This is a genomic window from Streptomyces sp. NPDC088116 (assembly GCF_044741745.1).
GTDB lineage: Bacteria > Actinomycetota > Actinomycetes > Streptomycetales > Streptomycetaceae > Streptomyces.
Window position 1 is genome coordinate 633,604 of record NZ_JBIUTF010000002.1, and the last position, 16,040, is coordinate 649,643.

Sequence of the window (16,040 nt, forward strand, 5' to 3'; positions counted from 1 at the left end):
TTCACGCGTGGCCGGCAGGATCAACGATGACGACGTGAAGGCGGTTCGGGACGCGGTCCCGATCGACGCCGTCGTTTCCGAATACCTCCAGCTGCGCAGCGCGGGCGGCGGCAATCTGAAGGGCCTGTGCCCCTTCCACGACGAGAAGTCCCCCTCCTTCCAGGTCAGTCCGAGCAAGGGTCTCTTCCACTGCTTCGGCTGCCAGGAGGGCGGGGACACCATCGCCTTCGTGATGAAGCTCGACCATCTCTCCTTCTCCGAGACGGTCGAGCGGCTCGCCGCGCAGGCCGGCATCACGCTCCGGTACGAGGAGGGCGGGTACAACCCGGCGAGCCAGCGCGGCGAGCGCACCCGGCTGGTCGAGGCGCACAAGATCGCCGCGCAGTTCTACGTGGAGCAGCTGTCCGGCGCCGAGGCCGAGCCCGGCCGCCAGTTCCTCGCCGAGCGCGGCTTCGACCAGGCGGCCGCCGAGCATTTCGGCATCGGCTACAGCCCGGTCGGCTGGGACCACCTCACCCGCTTCCTGCGCGGCAAGGGCTTCTCCGACAAGGAGTTGTTGCTCTCCGGCCTCTCCCAGGACGGCCGGCGCGGCCCGATCGACCGCTTCCGGGGCCGGCTGATGTGGCCCATCCGCGACATCTCCGGCGAAATGGTCGGCTTCGGCGCGCGCAAGCTGCGCGAGGACGACAACGGTCCGAAATATCTGAACACGCCCGAGACCGCGATCTACAAGAAGTCCCAGGTGCTGTACGGCGTCGACCTGGCGAAGAAGGACATCGCCAAGGCCAGCCGGGCCGTGGTCGTCGAGGGCTACACCGATGTGATGGCCTGCCACCTGGCCGGGATCACCACCGCCATCGCCACCTGCGGCACGGCCTTCGGCGGCGACCACATCAAAATCCTCCGCCGGCTGCTGATGGACAACGGCACCGCCAAGGTGATCTTCACCTTCGACGGGGACGCCGCCGGCCAGAAGGCCGCGCTGCGCGCCTTCGAGGACGACCAGAAGTTCGCCGCCGAGACGTACATCGCCATCGCCCCGGACGGCATGGACCCGTGCGACCTGCGCCTCGCCAAGGGCGACGACGCCGTCCAGGACCTGGTCGAACCGCGCACGCACCTCTTCGAGTTCGCGATCCGCCAGATCGTGTCCCGGTACGACCTGGAGACCCCCGCGGGCCGCGCGGCGGCGCTGGACGAGGCCGCGCCGATCGTCGCCCGTATCAAGAGCGGTTCCTCGCAGCACGAGGTCGCGGTCCAGCTCGCCGGCATCCTCGGCATCCTCGACACCCAGTTCGTGGTCAAGCGCGTGGCCCAGATGGCGCGCTGGGCGCGCGACCGGGGCGGCCGGGGCCCGGCGGCGGCCCCCGAGCGCCGCTCGCAGCAGTCGTACGAGAACCAGCCGTCGCAGGCCCCCTCGGGCCCCGCGCTCAACCTCCGCAGCCCCGCCCACCGCACCGAGCGCGAGCTGCTGAAGCTCGCCCTCCAGCGGCCCGAGCTGGTCTCCCCGGCCTTCGACGCCTACGGGGAGGACGAGTTCACCGCCCCGCCGTACGCGGCCGTGCGCCGCGCCATAGAGGAAGCCGGGGGCGCCGAGCAGGGTTTGAGGTCCGCCCCGGAGTATCTGGCCCGGGTCCGCGAGGCGGCGCCGAACGACGCCGTGCGCTCCATGGTCACCGAGCTGGCGGTGGAGGTGTTCCACGGCAAGACGATCGACGAGACGTATGCGGGGGAGCAGCTCGTCCAGGTCCGGCTGCGCGCCGTGGACCGGCGCGTCCGGGAGGTCACCGGCACCCTGACCCGGCTGGGCTCGCAGGCCGATCCGGAGCAACTCGGCGCCGTACAGAACGAGTTGTGGGTGCTCCAGCAGTACGGCCAGTCCCTGCGCAACCGAGGCGCCGACGCGCTCTGAGGTCTTCGGCGCGCTCCTGGGCCCTGTCCGGCCGCGGCTCTTCCCGTAACGGCCCGGTTACGTACCGGACTCAGAAAGTCGTCGCACGCCCCTCGTGGCGGCCTTGTGTCGTACCCCACACTGGGGTGCGGTGCCAGGTCCTGTCGGAGACGTCGGCCTGCCCGCGACGCCCGGCGCACACGCCCCCGCCCCGGCAGCGATCACCCTGGAGGTCGCCCCCCGTGCAGACCCGGACCCTGACCGAGACGCTGACCGCACCTGCCACCCCCGCGCCCGTCACTCCTCCCGGCCCGGCCGCCCCCGCTCCTCCGCCCGAGCTCACGGCGGTCCCGTCCCAGACCCGCGCCGCGTACCACCCAGAGACGATCACGCGCGCGCCCACCGAGCCCCTCACCGAGGACCCGGTGCACGTGCCCTACACACCCGAGCCCCAGACCCGCCGGGGAGGCGCCCGCGCCGACACCGGAGGTCCCTCCTCGGACCTCTTCCGCCAGTATCTGCGCGAGATCGGCCGTATCCCGCTGCTCACGGCCGTCGAGGAAGTGGACCTGGCGCGCCGTGTCGAAGCCGGTCTGTTCGCCGAGGAGAAGCTGAGCGGCGCCGCCGATCTGGATTCCCGGCTCGCCCTGGATCTCGACCGGCTCGTCGTCCTGGGCCGGATGGCCAAACGCCGTCTGATCGAGGCCAATCTGCGCCTCGTCGTCTCCGTGGCCAAACGCTACGTCGGCCGCGGACTGACCATGCTCGACCTCGTCCAGGAGGGAAATCTCGGCCTGATCAGGGCAGTCGAGAAGTTCGACTACGCGCGCGGCTACAAGTTCTCGACATACGCGACCTGGTGGATACGCCAGGCGATGTCCCGCGCGCTGGCCGACCAGGCCCGTACCATCCGGGTCCCGGTCCATGTGGTCGAGTTGATCAACCGAGTGGTGCGGGTCCAGCGCCGCCTGCTCCAGGAGCGCGGCTACGAGCCGACCCCCGACGAGGTGGCCGTCCAGCTGGATCTGTCTCCCGAGCGGGTCAGCGAGGTGCTGCGGCTCGCCCAGGAACCGGTCTCCCTGCACGCCCCGGTGGGGGAGGAGGACGATGTGGCGCTCGGGGACCTGATCGAGGACGGCGACGCCGCGTCCCCCGTGGAGTCCGCCGCCTTCCTGCTGCTGCGCCAGCACCTGGACGCCGTGCTCTCGACGCTCGGCGAACGCGAACGCAAGGTGGTCCAGCTGCGGTACGGACTGGCCGACGGCCGGCCCCGCACACTGGAGGAGATCGGCCGGATCTTCGGCGTGACCCGCGAACGTATCCGCCAGATCGAGTCCAAGACCCTCGGCAAACTGCGCGACCACGCCTTCGCCGACCAGCTCCGCGGCTACCTCGACTGACCCGACGCCGGGGAGACGCCCGTTCCACGGTCGCGCCGGGGAGACGCCCGTACCACGGTCGCGCCGGGAGACGCACGCACGAGCCTCCCGGCGCCGTAGGACAAGTCGCCGCGGATCAGTCGACCTCGGCGACCGCCTGCGCGAACTGGGCCGCGTAGAGGCGTGCGTACGCGCCTCCTGTGGCCAGCAGGTCGTCGTGCGTGCCCTGTTCGACGATGGAGCCCTTCTCCATGACCAGGATGACGTCCGCGTCGCGGATGGTGGAGAGCCGGTGTGCGATCACGAAGCTCGTACGGCCGTGTGCCAGCCGGGCCATCGCCTTCTGGATCAGCACCTCGGTACGGGTGTCCACCGAGCTGGTCGCCTCGTCCAGCACCAGGATCACCGGGTCGGACAGGAACGCCCGCGCGATGGTGATCAGTTGCTTCTCGCCCGCGCTGACCCCCGAGCCCTCGTCGTCGATCACCGTGTCGTAGCCGTCGGGGAGCGTACGGATGAAACGGTCCGCGTGGGCCGCCCGTGCCGCGTCCTCGATCTCCTTCGGAGTGACGTCGCGCGAGGCGCCGTACGCGATGTTCTCCGCGATCGTGCCGCCGAACAGCCAGGTGTCCTGGAGCACCATCCCGATCCCCGCCCGCAGCTCCTCGCGGGACATCCTCGCGATGTCCATGCCGTCGAGGGTGATCCGGCCGCCCGTCACCTCGTAGAACCGCATCAGCAAGTTGACCAGCGTGGTCTTGCCCGCACCGGTCGGGCCGACGATCGCGACCGTCTGCCCCGGGTTCACCGACAGCGACAGATCGTCGATCAGCGGCTTCTCCGGCTCGTACCGGAACGACACATGGTCCAGCGCCACCCGGCCCTCCGGCTCGCGCAGCCGCTCCACGGCCACGCCGTCCGGCTCCTGCTCGACCGCGTCCAGCAGCTCGAAGATCCGCTCGGCGGAGGCGACCCCGGACTGCACCAGGTTCGCCATCGAGGCGACCTGCGTCAGAGGCATCGAGAACTGCCGCGAGTACTGGACGAACGCCTGCACATCACCGATCGACAGCGTGCCCGAGGCGACCCGCAGCCCGCCGACGACCGCGACCAGCACATAGTTCAGGTTGGATATGAACAGCATCAGCGGCTGCATGATCCCGCTGTTGAACTGCGCCTTGAAGACCGCCTCGTAGAGCTGGTCGTTCTGCTCGCGGAACGCCTCGGCCGACTCGTGCTGCCGCCCGAAGACCTTCACCAGCGCGTGGCCGGTGTACATCTCCTCGATGTGCGCGTTGAGCGTGCCGGTGACCTTCCACTGCCGTACGAACTGCGGCTGCGACCGCTTGCCGACCTTCGTCGCCACGAGGATCGACAGCGGCACCGTCACCAGCGCGACCAGCGCCAGCAGCGGCGAGATCCAGAACATCATCGCCAGCACACCGACGATCGTCAGCAACGAGTTGATCAGCTGGCCCATCGTCTGCTGAAGGGTCTGCGAGATGTTGTCGACATCGTTCGTCGCCCGGCTCAGCACCTCGCCGCGCGGCTGCCGGTCGAAGTACGACAGCGGCAGCCGGGACAGCTTCGCCTGGATGTCCTCGCGCATCCGGTACACCGTGTGGTTGATGACCCGGATGGAGAGCCGCGTCGACACCAGCATCAGCAGCCCGGCGCCCACGTAGACCACCAACGCCATCAGCAGGACCCCGCCCACCGAGCCGAAGTCGATGCCGTGGCCGGGCGTGAAGTCCACGCCGGAGAGGACGTCGGCGAGCCCGTCGTCGCCCTTCTCCCGCAGCCCCTCGACGGTCTGCGCCTTGGTGACACCGTCCGGTGTCTGCCGGCCGACGACCCCTGCGAAGATCAGGTCCGTCGCCTGCCCGAGGATCTTGGGCCCCACGACCGACAACGCGACGCTCAGCACACCGGCCCCGAGCATCCACCACAGAGTGGTCCGCTCCAGCACCAGCAGCCGCAGCAGCCGCTTCGACGACCCCTTGAAGTCCATGGACCGCTGCGTCGGGCCCATCATCATGCGTCCGCCCGGACCGCTCATCAGGCAGCCTCCGCCTCGGTCAGCTGGGAGAGGACGATCTCCCGGTATGTCTCATTGCCCGCCATCAGCTCCTGGTGCCGACCCGTCCCCACGACCTTGCCCTCGTCCAGGACCACGATCCGGTCGGCGTCGCGGATGGTGGAGACGCGCTGGGCGACGATCACGACGGTCGCCTCCGCGGTCTCCCGCGTCAGCGCGCCGCGCAGCGCCGCGTCCGTGGCGTAGTCCAGCGCCGAGAACGAGTCGTCGAACAGGTATATCTCCGGCCGCTGCACCAACGTCCGCGCTATCGCCAGCCGTTGCCGCTGCCCGCCCGAGACATTCGTGCCTCCCTGCGAGACGGGCGCGTTCAGCCCGCCCTCCAGGGCTTCGACGAACTCCTTCGCCTGGGCCACCTCCAGGGCGTGCCACAGGTCCTCGTCGGTCGCGTCCGGGTTTCCGTACCGCAGATTCGTCGCGACCGTCCCGGAGAAGAGATACGGCTTCTGCGGCACGAGGCTCACGGTCTTCGCGAGCAGTACGGGATCGAGCTCCCGGACGTCCTGCCCGTCGACCAGCACCTCCCCGTCGGTCGCGTCGAACAGCCGCGGTACGAGCCCGAGCAGCGTCGACTTGCCGCTGCCCGTGGACCCGATGACCGCGGTCGTCTCGCCGGGACGCGCGACGAGCGACACGCTCCGCAGCACGGGCTCCTCGGCGCCGGGGAAGCGGAACTCCGCGCCCCGCAACTCCAGATGCCCGTGCCGCCGCAGTTCCCGTACCGGATCGCGGGGCGGCACGACGCTCGACTCGGTGTCCAGCACCTCCTCGATGCGCTCGGCGCAGACCTCGGCACGCGGCACCATCATGAACATGAAGGTGGCCATCATCACAGCCATCACGATCTGCATCAGATACGCGAGGAACGCGGTCAGCGCGCCGATCTCCATCCCGCCGCTCTCGATACGGTGCGCACCGAACCAGACGACGGCGATCGACGACAGGTTCACGACCGTCATCACGGTCGGGAACATCAGCGCCATCAGCCGGCCGGTCGACAGAGCGACATCGGTCAGCTCGGTGTTGGCGCCGCGGAATCGTCCCTTCTCGTACTCGTCCCGGACGAAGGCCCTGATCACGCGGTTGCCGGTGATCTGCTCCCGCAGCACCCGGTTCACCGTGTCCAGCCGGGTCTGCATGGTCCGGAACAGCGGCCGCATCTTCTTGACGATGAGGCTCACGGATATACCGAGCAGCGGCACCACGGCCAGCAGCACGGCGGAGAGCGGAATGTCCTGGCCGAGCGCCATGACGATGCCGCCCACACACATGATGGGCGCGGACACCATCAGCGTGAACGACATCAGGACCAGCATCTGTACCTGCTGGACATCGTTGGTGGTACGAGTGATCAGCGAGGGAGCCCCGAAGTGGCCCACCTCACGCGCCGAGAAGCTCTGCACCCGGTCGAAGATCGCGGCCCGTACGTCCCGGCCCAGGGCCGAAGCCGTCCGCGCGCCGTAGTACACGGCGCCCATGTTGCAGATCACCTGGATCACGCTGACGGCGATCATGATGCCGCCGAACTCCAGGATGTAGCCCGTGTCCCCCTTCACGACACCGTTGTCGATGATGTCGGCGTTCAGGGTGGGCAGATAGAGAGTGGCGCACGTCTGCAACAGCTGGAGCGCCACCAGCAGGGCTATCGGTCTCTTGTACGGAGCGAGATGGGCTCGCAGAAGTCGTAGCAGCACACGCAGTCTCTCGGAGTCGGCTCGGAATCGGCGAGGACCGTCCGTGAAGATCGTCCACGAAGGTCATCGTCGAGGATCGGTCGGCGAAGATCAGGGGTCCCGACCCATCTTGCGTTATCCGGCCCGCCGAACCCCAAGGGTTTCTGTCCAAGGACGGGTCAAATACGGGGCGTACGGGGTGCGAGGGCGCTCGCGACGGCGGACGTCCGGACTCCTGAACCCTTCCCACCGGCGGAGGTTCGCAATTCCGCGCCCACTCGGACCGCCAGGTCACCGAGGACCGCCGAGGCCGTTCGGACCGTGGGGCCGAACACCCCCGGGGCCCGGGGGTCGCGGCGGCGGGCGCGGAACGCTTCGCCGGGCGGAGGCCCAGACCCGAGGCCGTTCAGACCGTGGGGCCGAACGCCCCCGGGTGGATCTGATCCCTCGTCGCCCCGTACTGCTGCCGTACCGCCGTCCCCACGGCCACGTCGTCACCCGGCTCGAAGACCTGCGCCGCCGCGCCCTGCCAGGCCGGCGGGTTGTGCGGACCGAGCGACCCCCGCGAGACCCCGAGCGCCCAGGCCGCCTGCCGGGCCGCGCCGATCGCCGTGTAGTCGGCGGGCTGCGGTACGACGACCTGCGCCCCGAAGATCGCCGGAGCCAGGGCCTGCACGGCGGGCAGCTCGGCTGCGGCCCCCAGCAGGAACACCCGGCGGACCTCCACCCCGCGCCCGCGCAGGACGTCCATCGCGTCGGCGAGCGAGCACAGCATCCCCTCGAACGCGGCCCGTGCCAGGTGCTCCGGCTTCATCGACTCGCGCCGCAGCCCGGTCAGCGTGCCCGCCGTGTGCGGCAGCTGCGGAGTCCGCTCGCCCTCCAGATACGGCAGGAACACCAGCCCCGATGAGCCCGGCGTGGACTTGAGCGCCAGCGTGGACAGCTCGCCCAGCTCTTCCGCCCCCAGCAGCTCCGCCGTACCGCGCAGGGTCCGTACGGCATTGAGCGTATGGACGACCGGCAGATGCATCCCGGTGGCGTCGGCGAAGGAAGTGATCATCCCGGCCGGATCGGCCAGCGCCTCGTGATGCACGGCCATCACCGACCCCGAGGCCCCCAGCGACACCACGGCGTCCCCGACCCCCACGCCGAGCCCGAAGGCGGCGGCCATGGTCTCGCCGGTCCCCGCGGAGATCAGCAGCCCCTCGGGAGTGGTCCCGGCGGAATCGGCCGGGCCGAGCACCTCGGGCAGCGCGGCCTGGTGCCCGAGCGCCAGCTCCACGAGATCAGGGCGGTACGCCCCCGTACGCGCGGACCAGTAGCCGGTCCCGGAGGCGGCCCCCCGGTCCGTCGTTCTGCGCGCGGGACGCCCCAGCAACTGCCAGACCAGCCAGTCGTGCGGCTGGAGCACCAGCGCGGTGCGCTGCGCCGCCTCCGGCTCGTTCCGCGCCATCCACCGCAGCTTCGCCACGAGCTGACCCGACTGCGGTACGGACCCGACGGCATCGGCCCAGGCATGCCGGCCGCCCAGCGCGTCGATCAGATCCGCGGCGGCCACCTGCGCCCGCTTGTCGTTGCCGACCAGCGCGGGCCGTACGAGGTTGCCCTGCCGGTCCAGCGCCACCATCCCGTGCTGCTGCGCGGACACCCCGATGGCCTGCACCCCCTCCAGCAGCCCGCCGGACGCGGCCTCACCGAGGGAGAGCAGCCAGGCCTGCGGATCGACCTCGGTGGCCTTCGGCTCGACCGGATGCGGCGCGTACCCCTGCCGCAGCACGGCACCCGTGTCCGCGTCACAGACGACGACACGTGTGAACCCGGACGAACTGTCCAACCCGGCGACTATTCCCATGGCACCCGATTCTGCCGCACTCCCGGTGTGCCGGGCGCTGCCGGGATCCCGGGCCCGCCGACGCGGACCCGGACGCGTCGCCCCTTCCGGCGCCGGGCTACGTGTTGCTGGTCCCCCAGTCGTCCTGCCCGTTCTGGCTGCGCTCCCGCAGCGAGCGCACCCGCTGGGCGACGGAGTCGGGCACCTTGTCCCCGACCCGCTCGCCGACCACCCCGCTCACCGAGTGGTACGCCTTGCCCGCGACCTCACGCCCGGTCTGCGCGGCGGATTCGGCGGCGTTGCGCACCGCCGGGTTCTGGGACACCTGTCGCGCCGATTTCTTCAGCTGCTCGTAACGCTCGCGTCCGGCGCGCGTTCCGAGAACGTATCCGCAGGCCAGGCCAGCGATGAACGTGAGGCGGTACCGCATGGCCGCCACCCTTCCTGTGCGTCGGAGTACCCAGCGTCAGCGCCGGACCGTCGGTGTGTGCTCTCCGCCTACCCCGTAGGGACCCGAGATCACCCGAGCTGCCCCGGCCCGTAAGCGATTGGCGAAGCACCCCCCTGCTTGCGCTAATGTATGTGTCGCAGCGAACGTGCGCCGCCCAGGGCGTCCGGGGTAGGTACGTTCGGTGCACACGCAGCAATCCCCTGTAGCTCAATTGGCAGAGCAGCCGGCTGTTAACCGGCAGGTTACTGGTTCGAGTCCAGTCGGGGGAGCGCGGTCCCCTGTAGCTCAATTGGCAGAGCATTCGGCTGTTAACCGGAGGGTTGCTGGTTCGAGTCCAGCCGGGGGAGCGGGAAAACGAAGAGGACCCTACGGGGTCCTCTTTCGTCTGTCCACAGACGTTCACCCGGACCCGTTCGCCGCGTTTCCGTCCCTCTTTCGGCTCTTCTGTGAAGTTCTTGGAACCGGTCGGTGCGCGGCGAAGTCCTCAAGGTCAGGCGATGCCGACCATCCGAGGCAGGAGATCGTATGAGCGGCTATGCTGCGGCAGACGGCGCGCACAAATGTGCGCGACGCGCCGTTAGGGGCGGTAGCTCAGCCGGTTAGAGCAGCGGACTCATAATCCGTCGGCCGTGGGTTCGAGTCCCACCCGCCCCACCGTAGGAGAAACGATCTGACCTGCGACGATGTGTCAGATCGTCTCCCTTGGGGGGAGGTGCTCGCCGCACGAGCACCTCACAGGGCGATCCTTGCGATGGTAGGCATGACATCGAGCAAATCCCGCGCAAGCGAAGCTGGCGGCGTGTCATACGCGGCCGTCCGGCGCGCGGGTGGTGCCTGTGACAGAAGTGCCCGGTGTATGCCCGCGCCTGTGCAGGGCAGTTGACGGGCGCATCCACATGGTTCCGTCGGTTGGGGTGGCCGGAGCGGAGCGAGGGGACCGGCGGCTCAAGGAGCGGTACCTCGCATCAGCGGCAGATGTCGAAGCTCTTCGGAGTCGTCCTCGACGGTCTGACCGTCCTCTTCGGAGTCTCCCCTCTGTAGGAGCTGTCAGGGGCAGCGGAGGCGCCCGGACATCTCCTGTCAGCTATGCGTGGCCGGTGACCTCTCGCGGCTCATGACGCCTACCTGCGGCGAACACGGCCCTGACCGCCTCCAGCGTGCCGAGATCGGCGAGCGGGTCTCCGTCGACGAGCAGCAGGTCCGCCCGGAAGCCAGGTGCGATCCGGCCGGTGACCGCGCCCAGGCCCAGTGCGTCAGCGGCGTCGATGGTCGCCATGTCGATGACCCTGCTGTTGGGCAGGCCCAGGTGCGCGTAGAAACCCAGCGCCGAGGTGAGCCCGTCGAAACCGGCACGGCCGACTCCCGCGTCGGTCCCCGCGACGAGCTTGGCACCGGCCTTCACCATCTGCCGCACTCCATCGAAGAGCGCCTCTGTCCGCTCCTCGCCGAAGAAGCGGGCAGCCATCTGCCAGTGCGGGCTCACGGTGGGAGAGACGAAGATTCCCTGCTCCACGATTCGGGCCAGGACGTCGGGCCGGAGGTCGAAGCCGTCGGCAGTCATCCACGTGCAGTGCTCGATCGTGTCCACGCCAGCCGTCACGGATGCCTCGATGCCGTCCGCTCCGTGTGCGTGGGCGGCCACCGGCACGCCGGCCTGGTGGGCCTCGCTCACAAGGGCCTCAAGCTCTTCCGGGGAGAACTGGCTCTGCCAGCTCCTCGGCCCGTCCTTGGTCAGCCCGCCTCCGGTGGCCATGACCTTGATCACGGTGGCACCTGCCGCGATGTTGCGCCGCACCAGGCCGCGAACTTCGTCCGCGCCGGAGACTTCGCCGCCCAGGAAGTAGCAGTGCCCTCCGGGCGGGGTGGCGGGCGTACCCGCCGACACGATCCGAGGGCCCGGCGTGCGGCCGTCGGCGATCTCCGCGGCCACGCGAAGCGCGAATCCGTCACGGTCCCCGAGGTCCCGCGCGGTGGTCACACCGCTGAGGAGGAGCTGCTCCGCGCGGCGGCGCATGTCCTGGAGCAGAGTCTCATTGCTGGATCCCTGGAAGACGGCCCGGGGATCGGTGCCGCCGTCGAACGCGAGGTGGACGTGCGCGTCGATGAGACCGGGCATGACGGTGCCGGGAAACACGAGGTGTGTCGCGTTCGGGCCGGCCTGGTCAGTGAGCTGTTCCCGCGGACCGACCGCGGCGATGGAGTCGCTCTCGACGAGGACCGCGCCGTCCTCCAGATACTTTCCGGAGCCCACCAGGACTCGGTCCGCGGTGATCAGCATGGCGTCTCCTTGGTCTTCGCCGACGGTGCGGAGGCGCGAAGCGCGTCCGACACCGCGATCAGTTGTCTGACGTCCGACTCCCGGTCGCGCCCCAGAGACATCGCCAGCGGAACGGCCGGACGCGGCGCGGGCTCGCCCCGCCCGCTCCTTGCGACCGCCTGACAGAGCCGGTCGGCCAGTTCGTCTGGGGCGAGGTCGAGTGCAGAGCTGTCGTCCGCCTGGTTAACCCAGTAGGGACTTGTGTCCACCAGCCCGTCGCGATATGCCGCCATCCGCCGGGTGGCTTCGTTAACTTGTAAGGACAGCGTTTGTCGACGAGTTTCAACGGCGATCAGTGGCCGGGGAGCCCGCGAGTGTTCACGGGAAATGACGGCACTTCGGGAGATCAGGTGCGATCCCTGTCGGGACCCTGAAGGCGCGGTTCGTTCAACCGGAGGGCTTAACCGCTTGTGTCTCCAGTAGGGGGAGACAACAGGGTGGAGCACATGAACGGCGACGCGCTCTACTCGATTGGTGATCTTGCCCGGCGGACCGGGCTGACGGTGAAGACCATTCGGTTCTACTCCGACGCGGGAATCGTGCCGCCGACCGACCGAAGCCCGGCCGGCTACCGGCTCTACGACATCGACGCCGTCACACGTCTCGATCTCGTGCGTACCCTGCGCGACCTCGGGCTAGACCTTTCCGCCATCAGGAAGGTCCTCGACCGGGAAGTCTCCGTCCCCGAAGTGGCTTCAGCGCACGCCGATGCCTTGGACGTGCAGATTCGTACGCTTCGTCTGCGTCGATCCGTACTGAGAGCGGTAGCCAAGCGTGGCCCTACACCTGAGGAGCTGGATCTCATGCACAAACTCGCCAAGCTTTCCGACAGCGAACGGCAGCGGCTGGTGACCGACTTCATCGATGACACCTTCGGCGGGCTTGACGCCAACCCGGAGTTCGTAGCCATGATGCGGTCGGCCATGCCCCAACTCCCCGACGATCCGGCGCCCGAACAGGTCGAGGCATGGGTCGAACTCGGAGAACTCTGCCAGGACACGGACTTCCGGGCCGCCGTCCGAAGGATGGCCGAACATCAGGCGGCGGAGCGGGCGCAGGGCGACACGACCGGCCTGCATCATGATCTGACCACTGCGGTGCGTGAGCAGGTCGGCGAAGGTCTCGCGGCAGGAATCCAGCCGGAGTCCGACCAGGCGGCGCCCATCGTCGATTCCCTCGCCGGTCTCTATGCCGAGACGTTCGGACGCGCCGACGATGCCGACCTGCGGCGATGGCTCGTCACCCGATTGGAGACCGGTGCGGACCCCAGGGCGGAGCGCTACTTGCAGCTTCTGTCGACCATCAACGGCTGGCCGGTACCGCCTACTCTCGCGCCGGTCTTCAGTTGGTTCATCACCGCTCTGCGCTCGCAGCTGAGCCGATAGCACGCCGCGCAGCCCCGGACACATCCGCCGCAGGGATGGCGGACCGCAGAGCAAGTGGGCAGAGGCTGTCAGTTGGCCTTTGCCTGCTCTTCGGCGCGGGCGCGGGTGGTGGCGAGGCGATAGGACTCGGTGCCGGTTTCGATGATCGTGCCGTTGAAGGAGGCGGTCGACGATGGCCGCGCAAAGGCGCGGATCGGTGAAGGTCTTGGTCCAGCCGCCGAAGGACTCGTTGGAGGCGATGGCGACGCTGTTCTTCTCCTAGCGTTCGGGCAGGACCTGGAAGAGGAGTTCGGCGCCGTGCCGGTCAAGCTCCATGTAGCCGAGCTCATCAATGCAGAGGAGATCGACGCGACCGTAGCGGGCGATGGTCTTGTTCAGCTGCTTCTCGTCGGTGGCCTCGACCAGCTCGTTCACCAGCTTCGTGGCGAGGGTGTAGCGGACGCGGTAGCCCTTCATGGCCGCCTCGGTGCCGAGCGCGATGAGCATGTGGGACTTGCCGGTGCCGGAGTCCCCGATCAGGCAGAGCGGCTGGCTCTTCTTGATCCATTCGCAGCTGGCGAGGGTGTGGATGGTCGCGGCGTCGATGTTCGGGTTGGCGTCGAAGTCGAACGCCCGCAGCGACTTCTCCCGTGGAAAGCCGGCCGCCTTGATCCGCCGCTCCGAGCGGCGCCGTGCCCGGTCGTCGCACTCGGCCATCAGCAGTTCGGCGAGGAACCCGCGGTAGCTCATCTGGTCCTTCAACGCCCGCTCGGCAATGTCGGAGAACACGTTGCGGATCGAGGGCAGCCTCAGCAGGCGGCAGGCGGCAGGCGGCAGGCGGCAGGCGGCAGGCGCTGTCGATGGCGGCGTCGGCGGCCTGCTCGGTCAAGCCGCGCTGGCGGGGCAGAGTGGTCATTGCGCTTCTCCCTCACGGTGGTCGCCGCCGCTGGTGCGGCGGCGTCGGAGTAGTTGGTCGTAGGGGGTCACCGACGGCAGCGGCCTGGTGTCCGGGGGAAGGTGCGCGAGTCGCCATTCGTGCAGGGACGTCAGCGTCGCCGACGGCTTGCCGGAAGCCAGCCGGTCGGCCGCAGGGGTGGGTTCGGTCTCGGCCTGAGCAGCCTTACGGGCCTCCAGCGCGACCGCGTCAGCGGTCATGGCCCCGGCCCGCAGGGCTGCGGCCAGGCCGGCGACGACATGTTCGTGAGGCAGATGCCGCCCCAGCAGAAGGACTTCGATAAGGGCCCGGGTGCCGTCCCGCTCGCCATGAATCTTGCGGGCCTGGTCCCACCAGGCATCGTGGACCGGGGTGAACCTGCCTGCGGAGCGGGCCTGCTCAAGGGCGGTGGAGCCGGGAAAGGCGCCGGGCTTGCGGACCAGGACTTCCAGGTAGTGGTCCAAGTCCAGACGGACGGCGCCCTTCGCGATTAGCCGCTCGTGCCGGGCCACTTCCATGTTCTGGTCGTAAACCACCAGGTGGGAAGCGTGCAGCACGACCCGCACGCGTTTGCCGATCAGCCGGATCGGGACCGAGTAGCGGTTGGTGCGGACCGGGATCTGGCCGTAGCGGTCGACCCGCGGTGTGAACACCCGGCCTGTCTCGAACGGTTCGTCAGGCAGCGGCATCAGCAGTGGCTGTTCGAGTGCGTAGTACTCCGCGACCGTCTTGGGCCTGGATCCGATGCGGCGGGCGTCGTCCTGCCGGTCCCACTGTTCGACCATCTCGTTCAGCTCGGCGAGCGAGGAAACCTCGGGGACGGGAACGAAGTGATTGCGGCGGAAGTAGCCGATCATCCCTTCGACGCCTCCCTTCTCGTGGGCGCCTTCGATACCGGGCCGGCAGTAGAAGCTCTCGATGCCAAAGTGCGAGCGGAAGGCGATCCACCGGTGGGCCTCCACTCTTCCCCGGCTCTGCCCCAGCACCCTGGCGACGGCGGCCTTCAGGTTGTCGTAGCCGACCTTGGTCCGGGGGACCCCGCCCAGGGTTCGCAGTGCGTGGACGTGGCCATCGAAGAAAGCTTCCTGGCCGCAGGAGGCGAATACGCGGTGGACAGCCTTTCCTGAGTACGACAGCCGGAGGGAGAACAGGTAGCAGGTCACCAGCTCGCCGGCCAGGCGTACGGTCACGTCACCGAAGTCGACCTCCGCCTCATGGCCGGGCAGGTGGGTCTGCGGGACGAACGCCTCCAGCGGCGCTTTGCCGGACTCGACCAGGATCTCGGGCTTCCGGCCGGCGACGTAGTAGCGCACCACGCCGTAGGAGACGTCCGCCCCGTGCTCCTCGACCAGCCGGTGAAAGATCCGGGTGACCGTGTGCCGCTGCTTGCGCGGCGCGTCCAGATCCGCCCGCAGGATCTCGTCGATCACCGGCTTGTATGGATCCAGCGTGGTGGCCCGGGGAGGCAGCTTCTTACGAGGTTCCGGCCAGGACGAGTCCAGCGCCTTCCGTACCGTCCGCCAGGTCACACCGTGCTTGCGCTCAAGCTCCCGCATCGACATGCCGTCGCGGTGATCACGCCGGATCGCCGCATACAGCTCGACCTTCGACATCTGCGGCATGACCAGCACCTTTCACCAAGAGCATCCCGATGCTGCCCTGGCAATAGCCGCCATGCCTCCCAAACTCATCAACATCACCCGACCGTGGATCGGGGCGCCTCCCAAACCCATCGACAAGTGACGTCACTACTGCTCGATAAAGCCAGCCGGGTAAACCTCCGAACTTGGGGGCATCCCGCAGGCGCGGGGACCACGCACCGGAGCCGGGGCGCTCCGTGCACGCGATGGGACCAACCCCACAGGCGCGGGGACCACCACCCAGGGATTGTCTGACCCAGATGTCACAGAGGGACCAACCCCGCAGGCGCGGGGACCACCAACCCCCGCACAGCCGCAGCGACGGGAGCCCGGGACCAACCCCGCAGGCGCGGGGACCACAGAAGCTGACCTGGGCTTTTATCCAAGCAGGTACCTGTTTTTACTTACTTCTTTAGATTCTGACATAACAGGCATTCTTTGCTTTGTGGAACCCAGTGAAAC

General features: G+C 68.8%; 10 protein-coding genes, 3 tRNA genes and 1 pseudogene. 6 read left to right on the plus strand and 8 right to left on the minus strand.

Translation table 11 applies throughout. The features are described from left to right. The first annotated feature begins 7 nt into the window (after positions 1–7). A complete protein-coding gene (gene dnaG, locus ACIOJD_RS09090) occupies positions 8–1,912 on the plus strand; it encodes a DNA primase (RefSeq protein ID WP_401910113.1) in 1,905 nt (634 codons plus the stop codon). Positions 1,913–2,133: 221 nt separating this feature from the next. Continuing rightward, the gene (locus ACIOJD_RS09095; protein ID WP_401910115.1) at positions 2,134–3,291 is read left to right on the plus strand and encodes an RNA polymerase sigma factor; all 1,158 of its coding nucleotides are present in this window, start codon (positions 2,134–2,136) and stop codon (positions 3,289–3,291) included. A gap of 115 nt (positions 3,292–3,406) precedes the next feature. On the opposite strand, the gene ACIOJD_RS09100 is transcribed toward ACIOJD_RS09095, so the two are convergent. The 4 genes from ACIOJD_RS09100 to ACIOJD_RS09115 form a co-directional block, all read right to left on the minus strand. Beyond that, the gene (locus tag ACIOJD_RS09100; RefSeq protein ID WP_401910118.1) at positions 3,407–5,329 is read right to left on the minus strand and encodes an ABC transporter ATP-binding protein; all 1,923 of its coding nucleotides are present in this window, start codon (positions 5,327–5,329) and stop codon (positions 3,407–3,409) included. Next, entirely contained in the window at positions 5,329–7,062 is a 1,734-nt protein-coding gene (locus tag ACIOJD_RS09105) for an ABC transporter ATP-binding protein (RefSeq protein ID WP_401910120.1), read from the minus strand. Before ACIOJD_RS09105 ends, ACIOJD_RS09100 begins: the two co-directional genes overlap by 1 nt. Positions 7,063–7,447: 385 nt before the next feature. Continuing rightward, positions 7,448–8,893: an FGGY family carbohydrate kinase gene (locus ACIOJD_RS09110; protein ID WP_401910122.1), complete on the minus strand. Its 1,446-nt coding sequence runs from the start codon at positions 8,891–8,893 to the stop codon at positions 7,448–7,450. 97 nt (positions 8,894–8,990) lie between these two features. Beyond that, positions 8,991–9,302 carry a YtxH domain-containing protein gene (locus ACIOJD_RS09115; protein ID WP_401881008.1) on the minus strand — a complete coding sequence of 104 codons (312 nt, stop codon included), beginning with the start codon at positions 9,300–9,302 and terminating at the stop codon, positions 8,991–8,993. Positions 9,303–9,519: 217 nt separating this feature from the next. Between ACIOJD_RS09115 and ACIOJD_RS09120 the strand changes: the two genes are divergently transcribed. From ACIOJD_RS09120 to ACIOJD_RS09130, 3 genes are all read left to right on the plus strand, one after another. After that, positions 9,520–9,592 (plus strand) — tRNA-Asn (locus tag ACIOJD_RS09120). A gap of 5 nt (positions 9,593–9,597) precedes the next feature. Further along, positions 9,598–9,670, plus strand: a tRNA-Asn gene (locus ACIOJD_RS09125). Positions 9,671–9,903: 233 nt separating this feature from the next. Then, positions 9,904–9,977 (plus strand) — tRNA-Ile (locus ACIOJD_RS09130). 430 nt (positions 9,978–10,407) lie between these two features. Here the strand turns inward: ACIOJD_RS09130 and ACIOJD_RS09135 are convergent. After that, positions 10,408–11,601 carry an amidohydrolase family protein gene (locus ACIOJD_RS09135; RefSeq protein ID WP_401910124.1) on the minus strand — a complete coding sequence of 398 codons (1,194 nt, stop codon included), beginning with the start codon at positions 11,599–11,601 and terminating at the stop codon, positions 10,408–10,410. Next, positions 11,595–11,873, minus strand: a complete 279-nt coding sequence (locus ACIOJD_RS09140; protein WP_401910126.1) for a hypothetical protein — start codon at positions 11,871–11,873, stop codon at positions 11,595–11,597. The genes ACIOJD_RS09135 and ACIOJD_RS09140 overlap by 7 nt, the downstream gene beginning before the upstream one ends. A 213-nt stretch (positions 11,874–12,086) precedes the next feature. Here ACIOJD_RS09140 and ACIOJD_RS09145 point away from each other — a divergent pair, with 213 nt between their 5' ends. Then, positions 12,087–13,025 carry a MerR family transcriptional regulator gene (locus ACIOJD_RS09145; RefSeq protein WP_401910129.1) on the plus strand — a complete coding sequence of 313 codons (939 nt, stop codon included), beginning with the start codon at positions 12,087–12,089 and terminating at the stop codon, positions 13,023–13,025. 68 nt (positions 13,026–13,093) lie between these two features. Here the strand turns inward: ACIOJD_RS09145 and istB are convergent. Together istB and istA are read right to left on the minus strand one after the other, a co-directional pair. Continuing rightward, positions 13,094–13,920, minus strand: a pseudogene (gene istB, locus ACIOJD_RS09150) (IS21-like element helper ATPase IstB). Further along, on the minus strand, positions 13,917–15,551 hold the full coding sequence (gene istA / locus ACIOJD_RS09155; protein ID WP_401911660.1) for an IS21 family transposase: 1,635 nt from the start codon (positions 15,549–15,551) through the stop codon (positions 13,917–13,919). Before istA ends, istB begins: the two are co-directional and overlap by 4 nt. Between the last annotated feature and the right edge of the window lie 489 nt (positions 15,552–16,040).